We start from the raw sequence: 20,194 nt of genomic DNA, 5'->3' as shown, positions 1-20,194 counted from the left end.
TGGCATGAAGTCCGGGTGGCATCTGGTCCGAGCCGCCGCCGTCGCGGCGGCCCTCTGCGCGGCTGCGGCGGCGCACGCGCAGGGCGAACGGGTCCCGGCGGACCGGCAGCAGATCGAGCTCTCCTTCGCCCCCGTCGTGAAGCGGGTCGCGCCGGCGGTCGTCAACGTCTACGCGACCGAGCGCGTGCAGATCCGCTCGCCGTTCGAAGGCGATCCGTTCTTCGAGCGCTTCTTCGGCTCGAACGATCCGTTCGGCCGCGGCCGCGAGCGCTCCCGGCAGGCGCTCGGCTCGGGCGTCGTCGTCGGTCCGGACGGGCTGATCGTGACGAACCACCACGTCATCGACAATGCGACGGAGGTGAAGGTGTCCTCCGCCGACGGCCGCGAATTCCCCGCCGAGATCCTGCTCAGCGACGAGCGGACCGACCTCGCGGTGCTGCGCGCCGAGGGGGCGGGCGACAGCTTCCCGGTGCTCGCCTTCGCCGATTCCGACGCGCTCGAGGTCGGCGACCTGGTGCTCGCGATCGGCAATCCGTTCGGCGTCGGCCAGACGGTGACGAGCGGCATCGTCTCCGCCGTCGCGCGGACGGAGATCGGCATCAGCGACATGTCCTTCTTCATCCAGACCGACGCCGCCATCAATCCGGGCAATTCGGGCGGGGCGCTGGTCGACATGAAGGGCCGGGTCGTGGGCATCAACACGGCGATCTTCTCGCGCTCCGGCGGCTCGCTCGGCATCGGCTTCGCGATCCCCTCGAACATGGTCAAGACGGTCGTCGCGCAGGCGCTCGCCGGCGGCAAGGAGGTCGTCCGGCCCTGGGTCGGCGCCGTCTACCAGACCGTCACGCCGGACATCGCCCGCTCGCTCGACCTCGACCGCGCCCGCGGCGCCCTTGTCACGCGCGTGGAGAAGGACTCCCCCGCAGCCGGCGCCGGCCTCAAGGTCGGCGACCTCGTGACGGCCGTCGACGGCCGCGAAGTCGCCAATGCGGGCGCGCTCGAATACCGCCTGGCGATCACGAAGCTCGACAGCGACGTGACCTTCACAATCGTCCGGGACGGGGAAGAGCGGGCCGTGAAGGTGCACCTGGCGCGGCCGCCCGAAAGCGGCCCGCCCGTGGAGATCGGCGGGCGCGGGCCGCTTTCCGGTGCGAAGGTGGCGGATCTCTCGCCGGCGCTTGCGGAGCGGCTGAGAATCCTGCCGGGCACCGAGGGCGTCGCGGTGGTTGAGGTGGAGCCCGGCTCGGCCGCCGCGCGGCTCGGCCTCGAGCCGGGCGACGTCGTGGTCCAGGCCCAGGGCAATGCCGTCTCGCGCGCTGCGGACCTCAAGGCGATCAGCGAGATTCCGAGCCGGATCTGGCGGCTCAGCGTCGATCGCCACGGCCATGTCTCGAACCTCATGATCGGAGGATGAGCGGCTCGGATCTGTTCGAGGCGGCGGGCCTCTCCAAGCGGGCGCCGCAGCCGCTCGCCGACCGGCTCCGCCCGACCCGGCTCGCCGAGGTGGTGGGCCAGGACCAACTCGTCGGCGCGGACGGAACGCTGACCCGGATGCTGCGGTCCGGGAGGGTCGGCTCGCTCATCTTCTGGGGCCCGCCGGGGACGGGCAAGACCACGGTCGCCCGGCTGCTGGCCGCGGAGACGGACCTCGCGTTCCAGCAGATCTCCGCGATCTTCTCCGGCGTCGCAGAGCTGAAGAAGGTGTTCGAGCAGGCGCGGGGGCGGCGGCAGGTCGGGCAGGGCACGCTGCTCTTCGTCGACGAGATCCACCGCTTCAACAAGGCCCAGCAGGACGCCTTCCTGCCGGTGATGGAGGACGGCACGATCACGCTCGTCGGCGCGACCACCGAGAACCCGTCCTTCGAGCTCAACGCCGCGCTCCTCTCGCGCGCGGCGGTTCTCGTCTTCCGGCCGCTCGGGCCCGAGGCGCTCGACCTCCTCCTCTCCCGCGCCGAGCGGGAGGTCGGGCGCGAACTGCCGCTCGATCCCGACGCCCGCGCATTGCTGGTCCGGATGGCGGACGGCGACGGGCGCGCGGTGATATCGCTCGCCGAGGAGGTGTGGCGCGCGGCGGGCGAGGGCGAGCGGTTCGATGCCGCCCGGCTGGGCGCCGTGCTTCAGCGCCGCGCCCCGATCTACGACAAGGCCGCCGACGGGCACTACAATCTGATCTCGGCGCTGCACAAATCCGTGCGCGGATCCGACCCGCAGGCCTCGCTCTACTATCTCTGCCGGATGATCGATGCCGGCGAGGATCCGATGTATCTCGCCCGGCGGCTGATCCGGATGGCGGTCGAGGATGTCGGTCTCGCCGACCCGCAGGCGCTGGTGGTCTGCAACGCGGCCCGGGACGCCTATCACATGCTCGGCTCGCCGGAGGGGGAACTCGCGCTCGCGAATGCCTGCCTCTACCTTGCGGCGGCACCGAAGTCGAACGCGGCCTATCTCGCCTACAAGGCCGCCGCGCGGACGGCAAAGGAGGCCGGGTCGCTGCCGCCGCCGAAGCACATCCTGAACGCGCCGACAGGGCTGATGCGCGACGAGGGCTACGGCGCCGGCTATGTCTACGATCACGACGCGCCGGACGCGTTCTCCGGCCAGGACTACTTTCCCGAGGGCCTTCCGCGGCAGGAGTTCTACCGGCCGACCGAGCGGGGGTTCGAGCGGGAACTCGCCGAGCGCATGCGCCTCTGGGACCGGCTGAGGCGAGAGCGGAAGTAGGCCCCCCGCGGGAATTTTTGCGGCCGGGGCAGGCGCTCTTCTGGAGCCGCGCCGCGGTTGGCTTATGCTGCCTTCATGTCATCGCGCAGCGACGTCCTCGATTCGCGCTCGTCCGACCGGCCGAGCCTGATGCAGATCGCGCTCGGGTTCGGCGGAATCGCGATCGTCGGCTTCGGCGGCGTGCTGCCATGGGCGCGCCGGATGCTGGTCGAGCAGCGCCGCTGGATGACGCCCTCGCAGTTCAGCGAAGATCTCGCGCTGAGCCAGTTTCTGCCAGGGCCGAACATCGTGAACCTCTCGATCGTCGTCGGCCAGCGCTTCCACGGGCTCCCCGGCGCGGCCGCCGCGGCGATCGGCCTTCTCGGCCCGCCGATGCTGATCGTCATCCTGCTGGCGAGCATCTACGGCTACTGGAACGAGATCGCCGCCGTGCACGACGCGATGCGCGGCGTCGCGTCCGCGGCGGCCGGCCTCATCCTGGCGACCGCCGCGAAGATGGCGGTTCCGCTCTTCAGGGCCGATGCGCGCCTCCAGCTGGCCTTCGCGATCATCACCTTCCTCGGCGTCGCCGTCCTCGGTGCCTCGCTGCCCGTCGTGCTCCTGGCGATCGCCCCGGTGAGCGTCGCGTTCGCCTGGTGGAGGGTGCGGTGAGCCGGGAGGATTCGGAGCTTTGGACGATCGCCTTCACCTTCAGCTATCTGTCGATGCTGGCGGTCGGCGGCGTGAATGCGCTGGTACCCGAGATGCACCGGCTCTCGGTGGACGTCTACGGCTGGATGACCTCGACCCGCTTCACCGATCTCTTCGCGATCGCGCAGGCATCGCCCGGGCCGAACATGATGATCGTGACGCTGATCGGGTGGCAGGTCGCGGGCGTTCCGGGCGCCGTCCTCGCGACCGCCTGCATGACGCTCCCGACCTCGGTGGCGGCCTTTCTGGTGGCGACGACATGGGACCGGTTCCGGGAGGCCAAGTGGCGGATCGCCACCCAGTCCGGCCTGGTTCCGGTCGCGATCGGCCTCTTCTCCGCAAGCGCCTTCGTGCTCGCCCGGCATGCGGACGAGACCCTCGTCGCCTTCCTGATCACGATCGCGACGGCAGCCCTCGTCTATTACACGAAGGTCCATCCGCTCCTGCTGCTCGGCGCGGGCGGCGCGATCGGCGCGATGGGACTGCTGTGAGGCCGTCCTGCCGTCGCGACGGAAGCCTCGCCCTGCTTGTCCTCGCGGCCCGCGACCGGTAGGGGGTCCCGCCATGCTTCACGTTCTTCTCGTTGCGTGCGGCGGGGCGATCGGCGCGTCGGCGCGCCACCTCGTCGGCATGGCCGCCTTGCGGTGGTTGGGATCCGGCTTCCCGGCCGGCACGTTCACGGTCAACGTCCTCGGCGGGCTGCTGATGGGCCTGCTCGCCGGCTGGCTCGCGCTGAAGGCGCCGGGCGGCGGGCAGAACCTCCGGCTCTTCCTCGCGACGGGCGTGCTCGGAGGCTTCACGACCTTCTCCTCCTTCTCGCTCGATGCCGTGCTCCTTTGGGAGCGGGGCGCCGTCGCGACGGCCGCGGGCTATGTCCTCGCCTCCGTCATCCTTTCCATCGCCGGCCTCGCCGCCGGCCTCGGCTTCGTCCGCTGGATCGCCTAGCCGTGCCGGAGGTCCAGATCAGAACGGTCGATCGCGACGAGGCGGGCATCAGGCTCGACCGCTGGTTCAAGGCGCACTTTCCGGGGCTCGGCTTCGGGCATCTGCAGAAGCTGCTCAGGTCCGGCCAGGTCCGCGTCGACGGCAAGCGCGTGGAGACATCCACCCGGCTGGCGGCCGGGCAGCAGGTCCGGGTTCCCCCGCTTGCGATCGGCGACGCCGGGCCGCCGCGCCCGGCCGGCGCGCAGAAGCCGGACGAGCGTCTCGCGGCGGCCATCCTCCACGAGGACGACCAGGTCATCGTCTTCAACAAGCCGGCGGGCTTGGCCGTGCAGGGCGGCTCGGGCGTGACGCGCCATGTCGACGCGATGCTCGAAGCCTTCACGGACCGCCACGGCCGCAGGCCGAAGCTTGTTCACCGCCTCGACCGCGACACGTCCGGCGTGCTCGTGGTGGCGCGCACGCGGACGGCGGCCGCCTTTCTCGGCAAGGCGTTCAAGGAACGGGCCACCCGCAAGGTCTATTGGGCGCTCGTCGCGGGCGTGCCGCGGCCGGCGGAGGGCCGCATCTCCACCTTCCTGCGGAAGGAGGAAGGGCCCGGCGGCGACCGGATGCGAATCGCCAAGCACGGCGAGCGAGGCACCGACCATGCGGTCTCGGAATATGCCGTCGCGGACCAGGCCGGGCAGAAGCTCGCCTGGCTCGTGATGCGTCCGATCACCGGCCGCACGCATCAGCTGCGCGCACATGCCGCCCATATCGGGCATCCGATCGTGGGCGACCCGAAATACTTCAACATCGAGAACTGGCAGCTGCCGGGCGGCATCCAGAACCGGCTCCATCTCCACGCCCGGCGCATCGTCATGCCGCATCCGGCGGGCGGCATGCTCGACGTCACCGCGCCGCTGCCCCCGCACATGCGCCAGAGCTGGTCGGTGCTCGGTTTCGAGGAGGCGAGCGGCGAGGAGGCCGAGGGCCGGCTCTAGGCCTTTCCGATCGTCCGGCCGGGTCAGCCGGGGCCCGGCTCGTGGCGCGGCTGCCGGCTCTCGACCCGGAAGACCGAGGTGCCGAAGCGCACGCCGGCGGTTTCGAGCGCGAGATAGAGCGGCTTGCCGTATTCCGCCCATTCCGGAACGTCCACATGCGCCGTCAGCCGGCCGGCATCGTCGGTCTCCGCACGCGTCATCGGCTTCATCCCCTCCGGGCTTTCGCCGGCGAGGACCTGGATCTCGGAATTCGGCGGCAGCCCTTCGGCGCCGAGCGTGAGCGTCTGGCCGACCGGGCCCTGCGGCGGAAGGACCGAGAAGCCGGAGCCCGGCAGATAGACGATCTCTCCGGCGCGGAGCGAACCCTGCGCCGAATCCGCGAGCTGGGGATTGAGCTCGACGAGGGCCTTCCTGTCGCCGCCGCAGCGGGCGGCGACCGCATCCAGCGTTTCACCCGGCTTCGCCTCCGCCCAGCCGCCGCATCCCTGGCCGGCGGGCTGCGCCGCCTGCTGCGCCGGGGCCTCGCTTGGGACCATCGCGAGCGCGATGAGCAGGGCCGCGGCCCCTTTGCGGAACATCATGGCCGATCTCCCTTCGATCGCGAAATGCCTCACCGAAACCCGGCGGATGCGCGCCGGTTCCCCGGCCGCCACGGCCGGTCCGCATCCATCCAAGATCGCCCGTCCAAAATCGCCTTGCCAGCGCCGGACCGCTGCCGCCTTTCCGGCACAGGATCCGGCACGGATTCGCCCGATCGCGCTCGCGATCGCGCTGCGGGCCATCGAGCCTCTTTGTTGGAACCCTTGGGCGGGGGACGGTGTTCGACGACCAGCCGGACCCGGACGGCAGCGGAGATTTCAAGATGCGGCGCGTGGAAGTGATCGACGGGCTGAGGGGCTACTTCCTCGTCTTCATGCTCCTCAACCACCTCACCTTCGAAGGCGGCTATGCGCTCGTCCGGATCAACCACGCCGAGCTTGGCTTCGTGCAGGACGCGCAGGGCTTCGTGTTCCTGTCCGGCCTCCTGATCGGCCTCATCTACGCGAAGAAGATGGCGAGGGGCGGCTTCCGCGCCGGCGCGGCGGCGATCTGGCGGCGGGCCGCCGAGCTCTACGCCTATGCGATCGGCTGCATCGTGGCGATCGTGCTCCTCGCGCAGGTGCTGCCCTATGCCGGCGTCTACTGGGACGCCTGGCTCGGGGGCGTGGACGGGCGCCATCCCGCCTACCGGGCGGCGGCGGCAGCCTTCCTCTACCAGCCGACCTTCCTCGACATCCTGCCGCAATACGTCGTCTACATGCTCGCCGCGCCGCCGCTCGTATGGCTCTGCATCCGCGGCCAGTGGCTCGTGGTGGCGATCATGTCGGCGGTGCTCTGGCTCTGCGTGCAGCTGGGCGCCCACATTCCGCTCGCGAACCTGATCGATTCCGGCCTCGCGACCTGGCATGAGGGCCTTTCGCTCCGCGTGCCCTTCAACGTGCTCGCGTGGCAGGTGGTCTTCATGGGCGGGATGGTGCTCGGCGTGCTCACCGCGCAGAACCGGATCGCCTGGACCGAGGTCTTCCATCCCGAGCGGACCGGCGCGCTGAAGCTGGCGCTCGCAGTCCTCGCCTTCTTCCTGGTGTGGCGGCTCTGCTTCACCTTCGGCGTGGTCCCGGAGGTCGTGACCAAGCGCTTCCAGCTCTTCGAGAACCGCGCCGAATTCGGGCTGGTGTTCCTGGTCAATTTCGTCGCGCTCGCCTATGCGCTCGGCTGGATGCTGATCGCCGGCCCGCGCTCGCAGGACGCCCGCGCGGTGCGTCTCGCATCGGCGCTGCACGGGCTCTTCTCGTGGGGGTTCCTGCGCCTTCTCGGCCGGCACTCGCTGCAGGTCTATGCCTGGCACGTGCTGATCGTGTATGCGGTCAAGGCGGTCGACTGGCGCTTCGGACCCTTCGACGAGATCGCGAAGACCGCCTTCGCCCTGACCGCCCTGATGTTGCTGACGCTGCCGGCGATCCTGCGGGAGGTCCGCCAGGGCAGGCTCGTGCTCGTCCGCAACCAGGCGCAATAGGGGGCCCGTCCGCCTCCCGGGCGATTGCGAGCGGCGGCCGCCGCTCCCACATCCGACGGAGCTGCCAGGGAGGCGCGCAGAATGACGAAGCCGGTCGTCGTGAACATCCCCCACAATCTCGGACGGGCCGAGGCGCACCGGCGGCTCGAGACCGGCTTCGTGCGCATCCGCGAGCAGATCTCCGGGAAGGCGATGGCGGTCGAGGAGGCGTGGCAGGGCGACCGGCTGCAGTTCCGCATGAGCGGTCTCGGCCAGTCCGTGTCGGGCCGGCTCGACGTGCTCGACGATTCCGTGCGGATCGAGGTGGACCTGCCGTGGCTGCTCGCCTCCGTGGCGGACAAGCTGCGCAGCCGGATCGCGCGGGAGGGGACCCTGCTGCTGGAGAAGAAGTAGCGGGGAGGGAGGTCGGCGTGGCCCTCGAGATCGAGCGCAAGTTCCTCGTTTCCGATCCGGCCTGGCGCGCCGCCGCCGGCCCCGGGGTGGCGATCCGCCAGGCCTATCTGGCGGAGACCGGGCAGGCGAGCGTGCGCGTGCGGATCGCCGGCGAGGCGGGCTTCGTCACCGTCAAGTCACGTGCCGGGGGTATGACCCGCGAGGAATTCGAGTATCGCGTGCCGGCCGCCGACGCCGAGGCGATGATGCGGCTTGCCGCAGGCGGCACCGTCGAGAAGGTCCGCTTCCCGGTCCGCCACGGCGACGGCGTCTGGGAGGTGGACGTCTTCTCCGGCCCGAATGCCGGCCTCGTCCTTGCGGAGATCGAGCTCGGCAGCGAAGATGCGAGGGTCGAGATCCCGCCGTGGCTGGGGCGCGAGGTCACCGGCGACATGCGCTATTACAGCGCGTATTTGGCCCGGCGGCCGTTCCGCGCGTGGCGACGGAACGAGGAAGCGGCGATGGGTTATGCGTTCGATCCGAAGGTGCCTCTCGGAGACGAGTTCACGCGCGTGGCGGGCGAGGAGATCGCGCGGGCGCGCACCGCGCTTTCCGGCGAGGCGGATACGGACCTCGCCGTTCACGACGTCCGGCAGCGCTTCAAGAAGCTGCGCGGCCTGCTGCGGCTGGCGCGGCCGACGCTCGGCGAGGCGGGCCGGGCCGAGGAGAGGCGCTGGCGGGATGCCGGCCGCAGGCTCTCCGGCTCGCGCGACGCCGCGGTGCTGATCGCCGTGCTCGACGATCTCGCCGGCGGCGGCGAGGCGGCGGCCGCGCGCTTCCCGATGGTCAGGAAGCGTCTCGTCGAGCGCCGCGACGCGGCGATCGCGGAGGGCGCGGCCGGCGAGCACTTCCGGCAGACGCTCGCCGAGCTCGACGCCGGCGAGGCCGTCATCGCCGGACTCGACTGGCCGGGCGGGGCGAAGCCGCTCGCCGAGGGCTTCGCGCAATCCTACCGCGCGGCACGGCGGGCCTGCCGACGGGCCGCCTCAGAGCCCGATGCCGAGACCTGGCACGAATGGCGCAAGCAGGCGAAATATCACTGGATGCATCTGCGCCTGGTGGAGGCCGGGGTGCCGCTCGCGGCGAAGCGGCGGAAGAAGGCGAAGCATCTCGCCGACGCGCTCGGAAGCGACCACGATCTGGCCGTGCTCAGGGAGGTGCTCCGGAGCTGCCGCGACGACGTCCAGAAGGACGAGATCCGCCGGCTGAAGGACGTGGTGGCGGAGCGCCAGAGCACGTTGAGGGCGCGTGCGGCGGAACTCGGCGACGAGCTCTTCGGCGAGCGGCCGAAGGACATGCGCCGCCTGGTGGCGGAGGGCTGGTGCGAGGCGACGGGAGCCGTTCGGGACGCGGATGCCGCGCCGCGGCCCGAGGGCGCCGCACAGCCGCTGGAGGACGCCGCGGAATGAGGCCGCGCGCGGAGCCCGGCTTCCGCGCCCCCGGTCGCATGGCTCCGGGCGGGCTGATCCTGGCGCTCGCCCTGCTGCCGCCGGTTCCGGCGAAGGCGTTCTCGGAGGGCGCGGTTTCCTTCCCTGAGCTGCGCCGCGGCGAGATGCGCCCGCTCCCGCTGGTCCCGCTCGATGCCGAGACGTCGAGACTGGCGCGGATCGTGCTCGCCTCTCCGCCGCCGGAGCTGATGGGGGCGGACCAGATCTGCGGCCTCCTCGCCACCGCCGCCGCAAGCCACGAACTGCCGGTCGGGTTCTTCACCCGCCTGATCTACCAGGAAAGCCGCTTCGACCCGCGCGCGGTCAGCCGCAAGGGAGCCCAGGGGATCGCGCAGTTCATGCCGGGCACCGCGGCCGAGCGCGCGCTCGCCGACCCGTTCGATCCCGCCGCGGCCTTGCCGGCCTCCGCCGCTTTGCTGAGCGAGCTGCGGGCACGCTTCGGCAATCTCGGGCTCGCCGCCGCCGCCTACAATGCCGGTGCCCAGCGCGTCTCCTCCTGGCTCGGCGGCCGCGCCCGCCTGCCGAGCGAGACGCTGCAATATGTCCGTCTCGTCACCGGCCGCTCGGCGCAGGACTGGAGCGCGAACGCGGGCGCGCCGGTCCGGGACGAGGACGCCCTTGCGCGCGTGCCGAACTGCCGGGACCTGATCCGCCTCGTCGCGCTGCCGCCGCAGGACCCGGCCGAGGCTCCGCCGAGCACCGTGGAGCAGCCCTGGGGCGTGGAGGTCGCGAAGAGCTATTCGCGCGACGACGCCGTCAAGCGCTTTCGGGCGATGCAGCAGCGCTTTCCGGGCGTTCTCGGCGGCAAGCCGATGATGATCAAGCGGATCATCCTGCGCGCCTTCGGGCCGCGGCCGTTCTACCGGCTCAGGGTGCCGTCGCCGACCCGCGAGGAGGCCGACGCGCTGTGCCGCCGGCTGCGACAGGCGGGCGGCAGCTGCGTCGTGCTGGGTTCGTGAGGCGGGACCGCCAAATGTATCGCAGCTGGAGGGGGCGGGGCCCGATGCAAGATTTCCAGTCGGCGCGCGAAGGCATGGCCAGCGCAGGGCATCCGCGTCCGGCGATGCCGGGACGCATGCAGGCCCGAAACGTCGGATGAGGCTCCTCGTCTACGGCCTGCAGAATTCGGGCGCGACGCTCTTCACGCTGTTCGCGGGACAGCGCCCGGGATCGCTCGTCATCCCCGACCTCTGGACGATGTACTGCGCGCCGCGCATCGACGGCCCGGCCGACGCATGCGTGAAGGCGACCGTCACCACCGCGTTTCCCCTGGCCCGCCACCAGGAGCGGTTCCGGCCGGACCGCACGATCCTGGTCGTGCGCCGGCCCGAGGACAATTATGCGAGCCTCCGCCGCAAGCGCTTCCGGCACCACGACGGCACGATGGAGGAGAAGTTCGAGCGCGCCGATGCGCTCTATGCCGAGCCGGGTCCGTTCGATGCGGTGCTCCGGTTCGAGGATTTCGTCGCCGACCCTGCCGCAGCCGCGACCATGCTGGAGCGCTTGGGGTGGAGCCTTCCGGAGGAGGCGGCCCGCTTTCCGCGCACGCTCCACCGGATGGAGCAGGATCTCTGGCGCGCGGCCCCGGCGCTCTATGACGCGATCGAATGGGGAACCGGCAATGCCAGGGTCGCGCCGCTCGCCGGCCTGCAACTGACGCGGAGCGAGAACCCGGAAGCCCGGGCATTCGCGTCCCGCCACGCGCCGGCGCTCGCGGAAGCCTACAGATCCGATCCGCCCGCAGGCCCGGCTGCGGTCGAGACGTTCGATGCGACACAAAGCGAGGCGGATTTCTTCAGGTCGGAGATGCATGCCGGGCGGCTCGCCGGCCTGTTCAACGACGCGCTCTCGGACGGCGCGCTCGACGACGCGCGGATCCTCCTCGACGACCTTCGCGCCCTTGCCCCGGACTCGTCCGTCTACTGGACCGCGGCGCTCCGCTTCGACGAAGGCACAAGCGGGGCCGGGCACGCCGCCCGCGATCTCGGGCGCCGTCTCGCGGTGTCGGGCGATCCGAAGCTCCAGCTCGTCCTCGCCGCCCATCATCTGCGCCGGCGCGAGCTCGACGCCGCGCGCCGCCTTGTCGAAGCCGCGCTCAGCGCCGAACCTGCCTCCCTGGAAGGGCGCCTGCTCGCTGCACGCCTCGACCTTGCGTCCGGCAATGCCATCGGAGCGGAAGGGCACGCCCGGGCGGCGCTTGCCGCCGAGCCCCGTTCAATCCAGGCGAATCTCTGCCTGGCCGATGCGCTGGCGAAACTGGGGCGGACCGAGGAGGCGGAGGAGACCTACCGCTTCTGCCTCGCTCTCAGCCCGGACCTCCGGCCCGCCAGGCGCGGGCTGGCGGCATTAAATTCCGGGGCCGGGAAGGAAGCGGCTCCGGGGCCGGAACAGAAGCGGGGGCGCCTCGCGCCGCCGCCGGATCAAAAGGGCTGAGCCCGCGGGTCCCGCCGGCAGGGCTGCGGGACCGGTCCCCTGCGAGCTAGGGCAGTTGCGCCTTCGGGACGCGGACGACCTTCCAGGCGAGGCCGAGCTTCTCGAGCGCCACGATCAGGTAGCCGTTGACGTCGATTTCCCACCAGGCGAGCCCGGCGAAGGCGTTGCGCGGGAAGCGGTGATGGTTGTTGTGCCAGCCGTCGCCGAAGGTGAGGAGCGCAAGAACCAGATTGTTCTTGCTGTGATTGTCCTGCTCGAAGCGCTCCGATCCGAAGGTGTGGCCGATCGAGTTCACCGCGAGCACGAAGTTCAGGAAGATGAAGGTCCGCAGGAACCCGCCGACCCAGATCGCGCCCCACATGTGCTCGACGCCGCCGAAGGCGTAGCCGAAGAGGCCCGGCAGCACGACGACCGAGAGGATCGCCCAGAGCCAGCGCGTCCGGTGGAAGAACACCAGCATCCGGTCCTGCGTCAGGTCCTTGCCGTAGACGTTGAGATCGGTCGTGGTGTCGTCGAACAGCCACGTGAAATGGGCGTGGAGCAGGCCGCGCCAGGTCGACGTGTCATGGCAATGCTCGTCGACATGGGGGCTGTGGGTATCGCCGCAATCGTCGGTATGCGCGTGGTGGCGCCGGTGATCCGCCACCCAGTCGATGATCGAGCCCTGCACCGCGAAGGCCCCGAACATGCCGAGGATGAAGCGGACAACCGCATTCGTCTCGAACGCCTTGTGCGTGAAGTAGCGGTGGAGCGCCATGCCGACGCCGACATTGATCACGCAGTACCCGATCAGAAAGGCGGTGACCTCGATCCAGGTGAGGCTGTTCTGCGTGAGCCAGTAGACGCCGACCAGGGATCCGAGGAGCAGGCTCACGAGGATGGTCCCGTATTCGATCCGCTTCCGCAGGACCTCGGGACCGCCCACGATCACCCCCGGGGCGGGGGAGGCCGACGGTACCGACCGGCCCTCGAAATCTCCAACTGCAATCGACATGCCGCACACCCCCGTGACCCGGACCAGCAGGAAGTGCGCTCGGAGCGCCCCGACCGATTGGCCCCGGCCGGGCGCCGCACTCCCGAATGCTTAATGAAAAGTAAACGACAGATGTGGTCAATCCGAAGTGGCGTCAACTGCCTGTTAACCATGATTAAAATTGTAATCTTGGTTAACGGCGGCCGGGGAGCCGCACCGGCGGCGCGATGATGGCTCTCACTTCCCGGTTTTCCGAGGGTTCGAAGCGGAATAGCCTGTCGGAAAACAGGAGGAACCGCCGTGAACCGCGCGATGGTGTGCTTTCTTGCCGCACTGGCATCGGCCGGGCCTGCCCGGGGGCAGACCGGCGATTACGGGCGTGACGCCAACCCGATCGTCTGCGCGGAGATGACGGCGCGCCTGACCGAAGGCGAGGGCGGGCAGAACGACCGCACGCGCAATCTTCTGCTCGACGAAGCCGCGGAGAAGGGCTGCGTTTCCCTGGTCGAGACGCTTCTGGAGCGGGGGGCCGCGATCGAGTCGCGCGACCGCTTCGCCAATTCGCCGCTGATCCATGCGGCGGCGGGCGGCCGGACCGGCATCGTGCGGCTTCTGCTCGATCGCGGCGCCGAGATCGACCATCGCAACCTGAACGGCTCGACCGCGCTCCTCCGCGCCGTCAGCGGCAATCATCGCGGCACCGTGGAACTGCTCCTGGCCCGCGGCGCCTCGGTGGAACTCGTCGCCCGGAGCGGCATCACCCCGCTCGGCGCGGCCGCCTATAACGGCAATTCACGGATCGTGCGGATGCTGCTCGCGAGCGGCGCCGATCCGAACGAGGCCGACGGGACCGGCAAGAGCCCGCTCATCTATGCCGCGGCCAAGGGGGCATCCGCGATCGTGAAGGAACTCATCGCGGCCGGCGCCGATCCGAACCGGACCTATGGCCACGACCTCACCGCGCTGATGTGGGCGGCCGGCCATCCGAACGACGTCCCGGAGGCCGAGGGCCTCGCGACGGTGAAGCTGCTCCTCGAAGCGGGCGTTGCCGTCGATCCCGTGGACGACCGCGGCCGCTCCGCGCTGATGATCGCGGCCGAGCGCGGGCACCCGCAGATCGTGGCCTGGCTCGCCGAGCACGGCGCCGATCCCGTGCGCCGCGACAAGAAGGGGCTGAGCGCGCGCGACCTCGCGAGTGCGGAAAGCGTCCGGGCCGTGCTCGCGCGGGCAGCGCCGCCGCGCTGATCAGAGCGTCGCGAGATAGCGCGCCATGGCGGCGATGTCGTCGTCGGACCAGCCCTTCACGATCGCCGCCATCGCCGGGGCGTTCTTCCGCCGGTCGTCCCTGAAGTCGGACATCGTCTGCCCGAGGTAGTCCGGCTTCTGGTTCGATACGCGCGGGACGCGGCTATTGCCGACGAAACCGGAGAGATGGCACTGCGAGCACTGGCCCTCGACCGCCAGCCGCTCGGCCTTCGCGGCGTCGCCCACTTCGGCCGTGGCCTCGATGCGCGGCCATTTCTGCTCGGAGAAATAGGTCGCGAGCCCCTTCATCTCGGCGTCGGAAAGCTCCTTGGCGATCGGCGACATGGTCTCGTTCGCCCGCCGGCCGGCGCGATAGTCGCGGAGCTGCACGAGCAGGTAGAACATTTCCTGGCCGAAGAGGACCGGCGCCTTGTCGACGACCGGGACCCCGTTCTCCCCGTGGCAGGTGACGCAGAGCGCGAGCTTTTCCGCAATCTCCGGCGGAGGCTGCCGGTCCTGGGCAACGGCTCCCGACAGGGGAAGCGCCGAAAGGATCGCTGCAGCGGCGGCCGCCTTGGGCAAGCCCGCTCTCTTCCTCATGTTCCACTCCGCACCGAAAAGAAAGGCGAAGCGCCGAAGCGCTCCGCCGGTCGCGTGATCGCGTCGCCGCGGTTCAATCCGCGAGGGTGAAGGCGATGACGCTGTTGCCGCGCTTGTAGTCGAGCTGCGTGTTGCCGCCCGCCGCGACCACGACATACTGCCTGCCGTCGACCGTGTAGGAGGCCGGCGGCGCGTTGACGCCGGCGCCGGCCTGGAACTTCCACAGCACCGACCCGGTCTCGGCGTCGTAGGCCTTGAACTGGCCGTTCCCCTCGCCGGTGAAGACGAGCCCGCCGGCGGTCGCGAGCACGCCGCCGATCATCGGCTGCGCGGTCTTCACCTGCCAGCGGATCTTGCCGGTGTTGTAGTCGATCGCGGTCACGTTGCCCCACTGCTCTTCGCTCGGGATCACCTTGAACGCGCCGCCGAGCCAGAGCTTGCCTTCCGGATAGGGCGTGCTCTCGACGTGGTAGGTCATCGGCTGGTGCAGGTTGATCGCGTAGGCGAGGGCGAGATCGGAATCGATCGCCATCGGCGACCATTCCACGCCGCCATTGGCGCCGGGCAGCATGCGGGCGCCCTCCGCCGTCGGCAGCACCCACATGTTCTCCTGCGGCACCATCGCCTCGGAATAGCGGATCAGGCTGCAATCGTCCGCCTTGTGCACGTAGACGTGGCCGGTCTTGCCGCCGTGGAGGATGCCCTTCACGGTCTCGCCGGACTCCGTCTTCACGCGGGTGATGATCGGCGGGCTGACCGCGTCGAGATCCCAGACGTCGTGGGCGATGTACTGGAAGTGGCAGACATATTCGCCGGTATCGAGGTTCAGCGAGACGAGCGAGTCCGTGTAGAGGTTGTCGCCGGGACGGAGCGAGCCGTCGAGGTCGGGCGAGGGATTGCCGACCACGAAATAGATGCGCCGGGTCTCCAGGTCCACGGCCGGGTTCTGCCAGACGCCGCCGCCGAGCGTCTCGAACGGATCGCCGTTCTTCTCGAGCGCGGCCTTCTCGGCGTCGATGTCGCGGTGCATGTCGCGGCCGGTGGCGTCGTGCGTCGCCCATACGCCGACGGAATCCTCCGGGATCGTGTTGAAGTTCCACTTCTCGTCGCCGGTCTTGGCGTCGAACGCCTTCACGAAGCCGCGGATGCCGTATTCGCCGCCATTGGTGCCGATCAGGATCATGCCGTCGACCACCGTCGGCGCCATCGTCTCGCTGTAGCCGAGCGAGGGATCGGCGATCTCCTTCTGCCAGCGGACCTTGCCTGTCTTGGCGTCGAGCGCGACGAGCTGGGCGTCGAGCGTGCCCATGTAGACCATGTCGCCAAGGGCCGCGACGCCGCGATTGTTCGGGCCGCAGCAATAGGTCGTGATCGGGCCCATCTTGTGCTTGTAGTGCCAGATCTCCTCGCCGGTGCGGGCATCGAGCGCATAGACGTGGTTGAACGCCGTCGTCACGTACATGATGCCGTTCACGACGATCGGCGTGGTCTCCATCGTCTCCATCACCTCGGTCTGGAAGATCCAGGCGGGGCGGAGATGCTTGACGTTGTCGACGTTGATCTGGCGGTTCGGGTAGTACCGCGTCTGCTCGTAATTGCCGTTCGTGTGCAGGAAGTTGTTCCCGTCGCCGGCGCTCCGGTTCAGCATGTCCTGCGTGACGGCGCTCATGTCGCCGTAGACCGTCGCGTGCTGGACCTCCTGCGCGGAGAGCGCTCCCGCGACGAGCGTGCCGAACGCACCGACGAGCATGCCGGCCAGCCGCCTCGCGGCTTTTGCGGACGCCATTGTCCTTCCTCCCTCATTCTTGATTTTCCGCTACCGGTTTGATCTGGCAGCAGCAGAGATGCTATCACGTCCGCGGACGGTGACAATCGGCCGGAACGCCGTTCTGACTGCGACTTCGGGAGGATAGGATGGCAGCCGTCGGGTACTTTCACCGCTTTTACCGGAGGGGAGGGGCGGGAACTGTATACAGGCCGGTCCGCCGCCTCGCCATTTTCTTCGCAGTGGCGGCCGTGATCTGCGCCGCGCCCGCTGACGCCAAGAACAGCGGGAAGATCATCGTCAGCAACGAGAAGTCGAACGACCTCACCGTCCTCGACGCCTCGGACGCGGTGGTCAAGACGGTCGCGACCTGCTCGCGCCCGCGCGGCATGAAGTTCAGCGCGGACCGGACCGAGTTCTACGTGGCCTGCGCGGACGATTCGCAGATCGCGATCTACGACGTCGGGAGCCTGGAGCTCGTGCGCCGGATCAGGGACGTCGAGGAGCCCGAGACCTTCGACCTCACGCCCGACGGCAGGCGGCTCGTCGTCTCCAACGAGGAGGACGCCGAGGCGAGCATCTACGAGGTCGAATCCGGCGACCTGATCGCGAGCTTCGATGTCGGCGAGGAGCCGGAAGGGGTGCTCGTCACGCCGGACGGGCACCGCGCCTTCGTGAGCTCGGAGGCGTCGAACCTCGTCCACGTGATCGACCTCGACAAGGGCGAGGTGGTGAAGGACATCCTCGTCGACCAGCGGCCGCGGCGCTTCGCGCTGACCCCGGACGGCAAGGAGCTCTGGGTCTCCGCGGAGGTGGCGGGCATCGTCGACATCATCGACACGGCGACGCTCGCGGTGGTCGGCGACATAGCCTTCCTGCCGACCGGCATGCGCAAGGAGCAGGTGACGCCGGTCGACGTCCTCATCACCAGGGACGGCAAGCGCGCCTATGTGGCGCTCGGCCGCGCGAACCACGTCGCCGTCGTCGACGTGCCGTCGCGCAAGGTGCTCGACTACGTGCTGGCCGGCAAGCGCGCCTGGGGGCTCGCGCTGAGCGGCGACGAGAAGAAGCTCTACGTCGCCAACGGCCTCTCGGACGACGTCACCATCGTCGACACGGAGAGCCTCAAGCCGCTGAAGTCGGTCGCGGTCGGGATGGTGCCCTATGGCATTCTCATCGACGATCACTAGGGCGGCCGTCGCCGTCGCGCTGCTCGCGGCGGCGAGCCTCGCCGAGGCGCAGCCCAAGCCGACGCTCGCCTTCGACTATCTCTACCGCCGGGACGACCCGGCCTACGAGCCGCACCGCGCCTATACCGGGCTGGTGCTGCGGGACCGCCACCGCCCGATCGACGGCGCGGAGACGGCGCTGAAGGAGAGCAGGGTGCTCGGCCGCGCGGCCGGCGTGGCCTTCGAGCTGCGGCAGACGGAGGTGCCCCCGGAGGAGAGTGCGGCCGACGCCATCCGCAAGGCGCACCACGAGGCGGGCGCGAGCCTCTTCCTGCTCGACCTTCCCCTCGAGGACCTGAAGAAGGCGGAGGCCGACCTCGCGGGCGAGCCGGACCCGCTCGTCCTCTTCAACATCCGGCACGGCGCGGACGAGCTTCGCGGCGAGGCCTGCTCCGCGCTCGTCTTCCACACGATCCCGAGCGAGGCGATGCTGACCGACGCGCTCGCGCAGTTCCTGCAGGCGCGCGGCTGGCGCGACGTGCTCGTGCTTGCCGGCGCGGAGGAGGCCGACAAGGCGCTGAGCGCCGCGTTCGCGCGGTCGGCGGCGAAGTTCGGGCTGGAGATCGCCGACGAGCGCCCGTTCGTGCTCGGCAACGATCCGCGCAACCGCGACCAGAACAACGTGGCGCTGATGACCGGCGACGCGCGCTACGACGTCGTCTTCCTCGCCGACACGATCGGGGAGTTCGGACGCTACGTCCCGTTCTCGACCTACCGGCCGCGGCCGGTCGTCGGCACGGAGGGGCTGGTGCCGGACGCCTGGCACTGGACGCTCGAGCGCTTCGGCGCGCCCCAGCTCAACCAGCGCTTCGACCGCACCGCCGAGCGCGCCATGACGGCAACGGACTTCGCGGCCTGGGCGGCGGTCCGCAGCGCTGTGGAGGCGGTGCTGCGGACGCGGAGCACGGATGTCGCGACGCTGCGCGCATTCATGCTGTCGCCCGATTTCGGCGTCGACCTCTACAAGGGGCTGGTCGGCTCCTTCCGGCCCTGGGACCACCAGCTCCGGCAGCCGATCGTGCTGCACACGCACAATGCCGTGATCGCGATCCCGCCGCTCGAAGGCTTCCTCCACAGGACGAACGTGCTCGACACGCTCGGCGCGGACGCGCCGGAGACCCGCTGCAAGCTCGACTGAGGGCCCGGCCGGCGAGGGCGATGCGGGAACCGTCGACGCCCGATCGGAAGCGCGGGGATTCCGTTCCGGGCGCCGGGCCGGTTACACTGCCGATTCGAGAGACCGGGAGGAGCCAGGCTGATGCGCACGGCCCTATTCGTTGCCCTGCTGCCGCTTCTGTCGGCCATGCCGGCCGCGGCGGAATCCTTCTCCGCCTGCGTCGGCGGCCTCAAGCAGGCGGCGGTCAAGGCCGGGGTCGGCCGCGCGGTCGCCGCCCGTGCGCTCGACGGCGCGCGCGCCGACGAGAAGATCATCCGGCTGTCGCGCTCGCAACCCGAGTTCAAGACGCCGATCTGGGACTATCTCGGCTTCCTCGTGGACGAGGAGCGGATCGAGCAGGGCATCGCGATGATGCGCCGCTACGACCGGGTGCTGCGCGCGGCTGAGGCGCGCTTCGGGGTCGACCGCTACGTGATCGCCGCGGTCTGGGGCGTGGAATCGAATTTCGGCCAGGATGCCGGCGACAACTTCCTGCCGCATGCGCTCGCGAACCTCGCCTGCCAGGGCGGCCGCCGCACCGCGTTCTGGCGTGGCGAGCTCATCGCCGCCCTGAAGCTGGTCGATCGCGGCGACCTTTCGCTCGACCAGCTCTACGGCTCGTGGGCGGGCGCCTTCGGGCAGACGCAGTTCATCCCGTCGACCTACCAGCGGCTCGCGGTCGATTTCGACGGCGACGGCCGGCGCGACCTCGTGAACTCGGTCGCCGACGCGCTCGCCTCGACCGCCAACTATCTCCGCCGCGCCGGCTGGAAGCCCGGCGAATCCTGGATGATCGAAGTGAAGGTCCCGCACGGCTATAGCGGGCCGAAAGGCCGGACCCGGAAGGCCTCGCTTTCGACCTGGTCGCAGCGCGGCGTGGTGCGCGCGGACGGGGCGGCGCTCGCAGGCGGCGCGGAGGCCGGGCTCCTGCTGCCGGCCGGCCCGCGCGGGCCCGGCTTCCTCGTGTTCCGGAACTTCGACGCGATCTATGCCTACAACCAGGCCGAATCCTACGCCCTCGCGATCTCGCATCTGGCGGACCGGATGGCCGGGTATCCCGCCTTCCGCACGCCCTGGCCGACCGACGACCCGCCGCTCTCGCGCGCCGAGCGCCTGGAACTCCAGAAGCTCCTGATCCGCGCCGGCTACGATATCGGCGAGCCGGACGGGAAGGTCGGCCCGCTCACCCGCGCGGCGATCGAGGACGCGGAGCGGCGGGTGGGGATGAAGCCGTCGGGACGCCCCGGGATGAAGATCTTCCGCGCGCTCGGCGGCCGCTGACCGGACGGCGCGCGTGCCGGATGCTTTGCCGGAACAGAACCGCCGCGGCCGAATTGATTCACCACCGATCGAGCGAGCGGAACGAAGACGATGAAGCGAATCCTGGTGAGCACCGCCTCCGCGGCGCTTCTCTTCGCGGCGTGGAACGCGAACGGCGCGGCCGCGGATGCGGCGCCGGGCGCCGGGATGCGGCTCGCGCAGGCCGACGCGCCGCCTGCCGCAACCCGGCCGGACACGCCG

The 20,194-nt window shown here is 70.2% G+C and carries 19 protein-coding genes; 15 read left to right on the top strand and 4 right to left on the bottom strand.

Translation table 11 applies throughout. The features are described 5' to 3' along the window. Nucleotides 1–4: 4 nt before the first annotated feature. From E4O86_RS14395 to E4O86_RS14370, 6 genes are all read left to right on the top strand, one after another. Nucleotides 5–1,414, top strand: coding sequence for a DegQ family serine endoprotease (locus E4O86_RS14395; RefSeq protein ID WP_161141246.1), 1,410 nt, complete (start codon nt 5–7; stop codon nt 1,412–1,414). Continuing rightward, a complete protein-coding gene (locus E4O86_RS14390) occupies nt 1,411–2,721 on the top strand; it encodes a replication-associated recombination protein A (RefSeq protein ID WP_161141245.1) in 1,311 nt (436 codons plus the stop codon). Before E4O86_RS14395 ends, E4O86_RS14390 begins: the two co-directional genes overlap by 4 nt. Nucleotides 2,722–2,796: 75 nt before the next feature. After that, nucleotides 2,797–3,372 carry a chromate transporter gene (locus tag E4O86_RS14385; protein WP_161141244.1) on the top strand — a complete coding sequence of 192 codons (576 nt, stop codon included), beginning with the start codon at nt 2,797–2,799 and terminating at the stop codon, nt 3,370–3,372. After that, nucleotides 3,369–3,902: a chromate transporter gene (locus E4O86_RS14380; protein WP_161141243.1), complete on the top strand. Its 534-nt coding sequence runs from the start codon at nt 3,369–3,371 to the stop codon at nt 3,900–3,902. Before E4O86_RS14385 ends, E4O86_RS14380 begins: the two co-directional genes overlap by 4 nt. A gap of 73 nt (nt 3,903–3,975) precedes the next feature. Next, nucleotides 3,976–4,356, top strand: coding sequence for a fluoride efflux transporter CrcB (gene crcB / locus E4O86_RS14375; protein WP_161141242.1), 381 nt, complete (start codon nt 3,976–3,978; stop codon nt 4,354–4,356). Nucleotides 4,357–4,358: 2 nt separating this feature from the next. Continuing rightward, nucleotides 4,359–5,339, top strand: a complete 981-nt coding sequence (locus E4O86_RS14370; RefSeq protein WP_161141241.1) for an RluA family pseudouridine synthase — start codon at nt 4,359–4,361, stop codon at nt 5,337–5,339. Nucleotides 5,340–5,362: 23 nt separating this feature from the next. Here E4O86_RS14370 and E4O86_RS14365 read toward each other — a convergent pair whose 3' ends face one another. Next, a complete protein-coding gene (locus E4O86_RS14365; RefSeq protein ID WP_161141240.1) occupies nt 5,363–5,920 on the bottom strand; it encodes a tail protein X in 558 nt (185 codons plus the stop codon). Between the two features lie 236 nt (nt 5,921–6,156). Here E4O86_RS14365 and E4O86_RS14360 point away from each other — a divergent pair, with 236 nt between their 5' ends. The 5 genes from E4O86_RS14360 to E4O86_RS14340 all read left to right on the top strand — a co-directional run bounded on the left by E4O86_RS14360 (nt 6,157) and on the right by E4O86_RS14340 (nt 11,705). Further along, nucleotides 6,157–7,392, top strand: coding sequence for an OpgC family protein (locus E4O86_RS14360; RefSeq protein WP_343039167.1), 1,236 nt, complete (start codon nt 6,157–6,159; stop codon nt 7,390–7,392). An 81-nt stretch (nt 7,393–7,473) separates the two neighbouring features. Continuing rightward, a complete protein-coding gene (locus tag E4O86_RS14355; RefSeq protein WP_161141239.1) occupies nt 7,474–7,785 on the top strand; it encodes a polyhydroxyalkanoic acid system family protein in 312 nt (103 codons plus the stop codon). 17 nt (nt 7,786–7,802) lie between these two features. Next, nucleotides 7,803–9,233 (top strand): CHAD domain-containing protein, encoded by a 1,431-nt coding sequence (locus E4O86_RS14350; RefSeq protein ID WP_161141238.1) that lies wholly within the window; start codon nt 7,803–7,805, stop codon nt 9,231–9,233. Then, nucleotides 9,230–10,231: a transglycosylase SLT domain-containing protein gene (locus tag E4O86_RS14345; protein ID WP_161141237.1), complete on the top strand. Its 1,002-nt coding sequence runs from the start codon at nt 9,230–9,232 to the stop codon at nt 10,229–10,231. Before E4O86_RS14350 ends, E4O86_RS14345 begins: the two co-directional genes overlap by 4 nt. A 136-nt stretch (nt 10,232–10,367) precedes the next feature. Further along, nucleotides 10,368–11,705, top strand: coding sequence for a tetratricopeptide repeat protein (locus E4O86_RS14340; RefSeq protein WP_161141236.1), 1,338 nt, complete (start codon nt 10,368–10,370; stop codon nt 11,703–11,705). Nucleotides 11,706–11,751: 46 nt separating this feature from the next. On the opposite strand, the gene E4O86_RS14335 is transcribed toward E4O86_RS14340, so the two are convergent. Further along, nucleotides 11,752–12,699, bottom strand: coding sequence for an acyl-CoA desaturase (locus tag E4O86_RS14335; RefSeq protein ID WP_161141235.1), 948 nt, complete (start codon nt 12,697–12,699; stop codon nt 11,752–11,754). 279 nt (nt 12,700–12,978) lie between these two features. Between E4O86_RS14335 and E4O86_RS14330 the strand changes: the two genes are divergently transcribed. After that, nucleotides 12,979–13,923 carry an ankyrin repeat domain-containing protein gene (locus E4O86_RS14330; protein ID WP_161141234.1) on the top strand — a complete coding sequence of 315 codons (945 nt, stop codon included), beginning with the start codon at nt 12,979–12,981 and terminating at the stop codon, nt 13,921–13,923. On the opposite strand, the gene E4O86_RS14325 is transcribed toward E4O86_RS14330, so the two are convergent. Next, nucleotides 13,924–14,523: a c-type cytochrome gene (locus E4O86_RS14325; RefSeq protein WP_161141233.1), complete on the bottom strand. Its 600-nt coding sequence runs from the start codon at nt 14,521–14,523 to the stop codon at nt 13,924–13,926. A 73-nt stretch (nt 14,524–14,596) separates the two neighbouring features. Continuing rightward, nucleotides 14,597–16,309: a pyrroloquinoline quinone-dependent dehydrogenase gene (locus E4O86_RS14320; RefSeq protein WP_246206404.1), complete on the bottom strand. Its 1,713-nt coding sequence runs from the start codon at nt 16,307–16,309 to the stop codon at nt 14,597–14,599. Nucleotides 16,310–16,437: 128 nt separating this feature from the next. Between E4O86_RS14320 and E4O86_RS14315 the strand changes: the two genes are divergently transcribed. From E4O86_RS14315 to E4O86_RS14305, 3 genes are all read left to right on the top strand, one after another. Then, nucleotides 16,438–17,478 (top strand): PQQ-dependent catabolism-associated beta-propeller protein, encoded by a 1,041-nt coding sequence (locus E4O86_RS14315; RefSeq protein WP_161141232.1) that lies wholly within the window; start codon nt 16,438–16,440, stop codon nt 17,476–17,478. Next, nucleotides 17,453–18,655, top strand: coding sequence for a type 1 periplasmic-binding domain-containing protein (locus E4O86_RS14310; protein WP_161141231.1), 1,203 nt, complete (start codon nt 17,453–17,455; stop codon nt 18,653–18,655). The genes E4O86_RS14315 and E4O86_RS14310 overlap by 26 nt, the downstream gene beginning before the upstream one ends. Nucleotides 18,656–18,775: 120 nt before the next feature. Further along, nucleotides 18,776–19,954, top strand: coding sequence for a lytic murein transglycosylase (locus tag E4O86_RS14305; protein WP_161141230.1), 1,179 nt, complete (start codon nt 18,776–18,778; stop codon nt 19,952–19,954). The last annotated feature ends 240 nt before the right edge of the window (nt 19,955–20,194 follow it).

The organism is Propylenella binzhouense (assembly GCF_009866965.1).
Classification (GTDB): Bacteria; Pseudomonadota; Alphaproteobacteria; order Rhizobiales; family Afifellaceae; genus Propylenella; species Propylenella binzhouense.
Note: the sequence above shows the minus strand (reverse complement) of the source record. Positions and strands in the feature narration are given on the sequence as shown.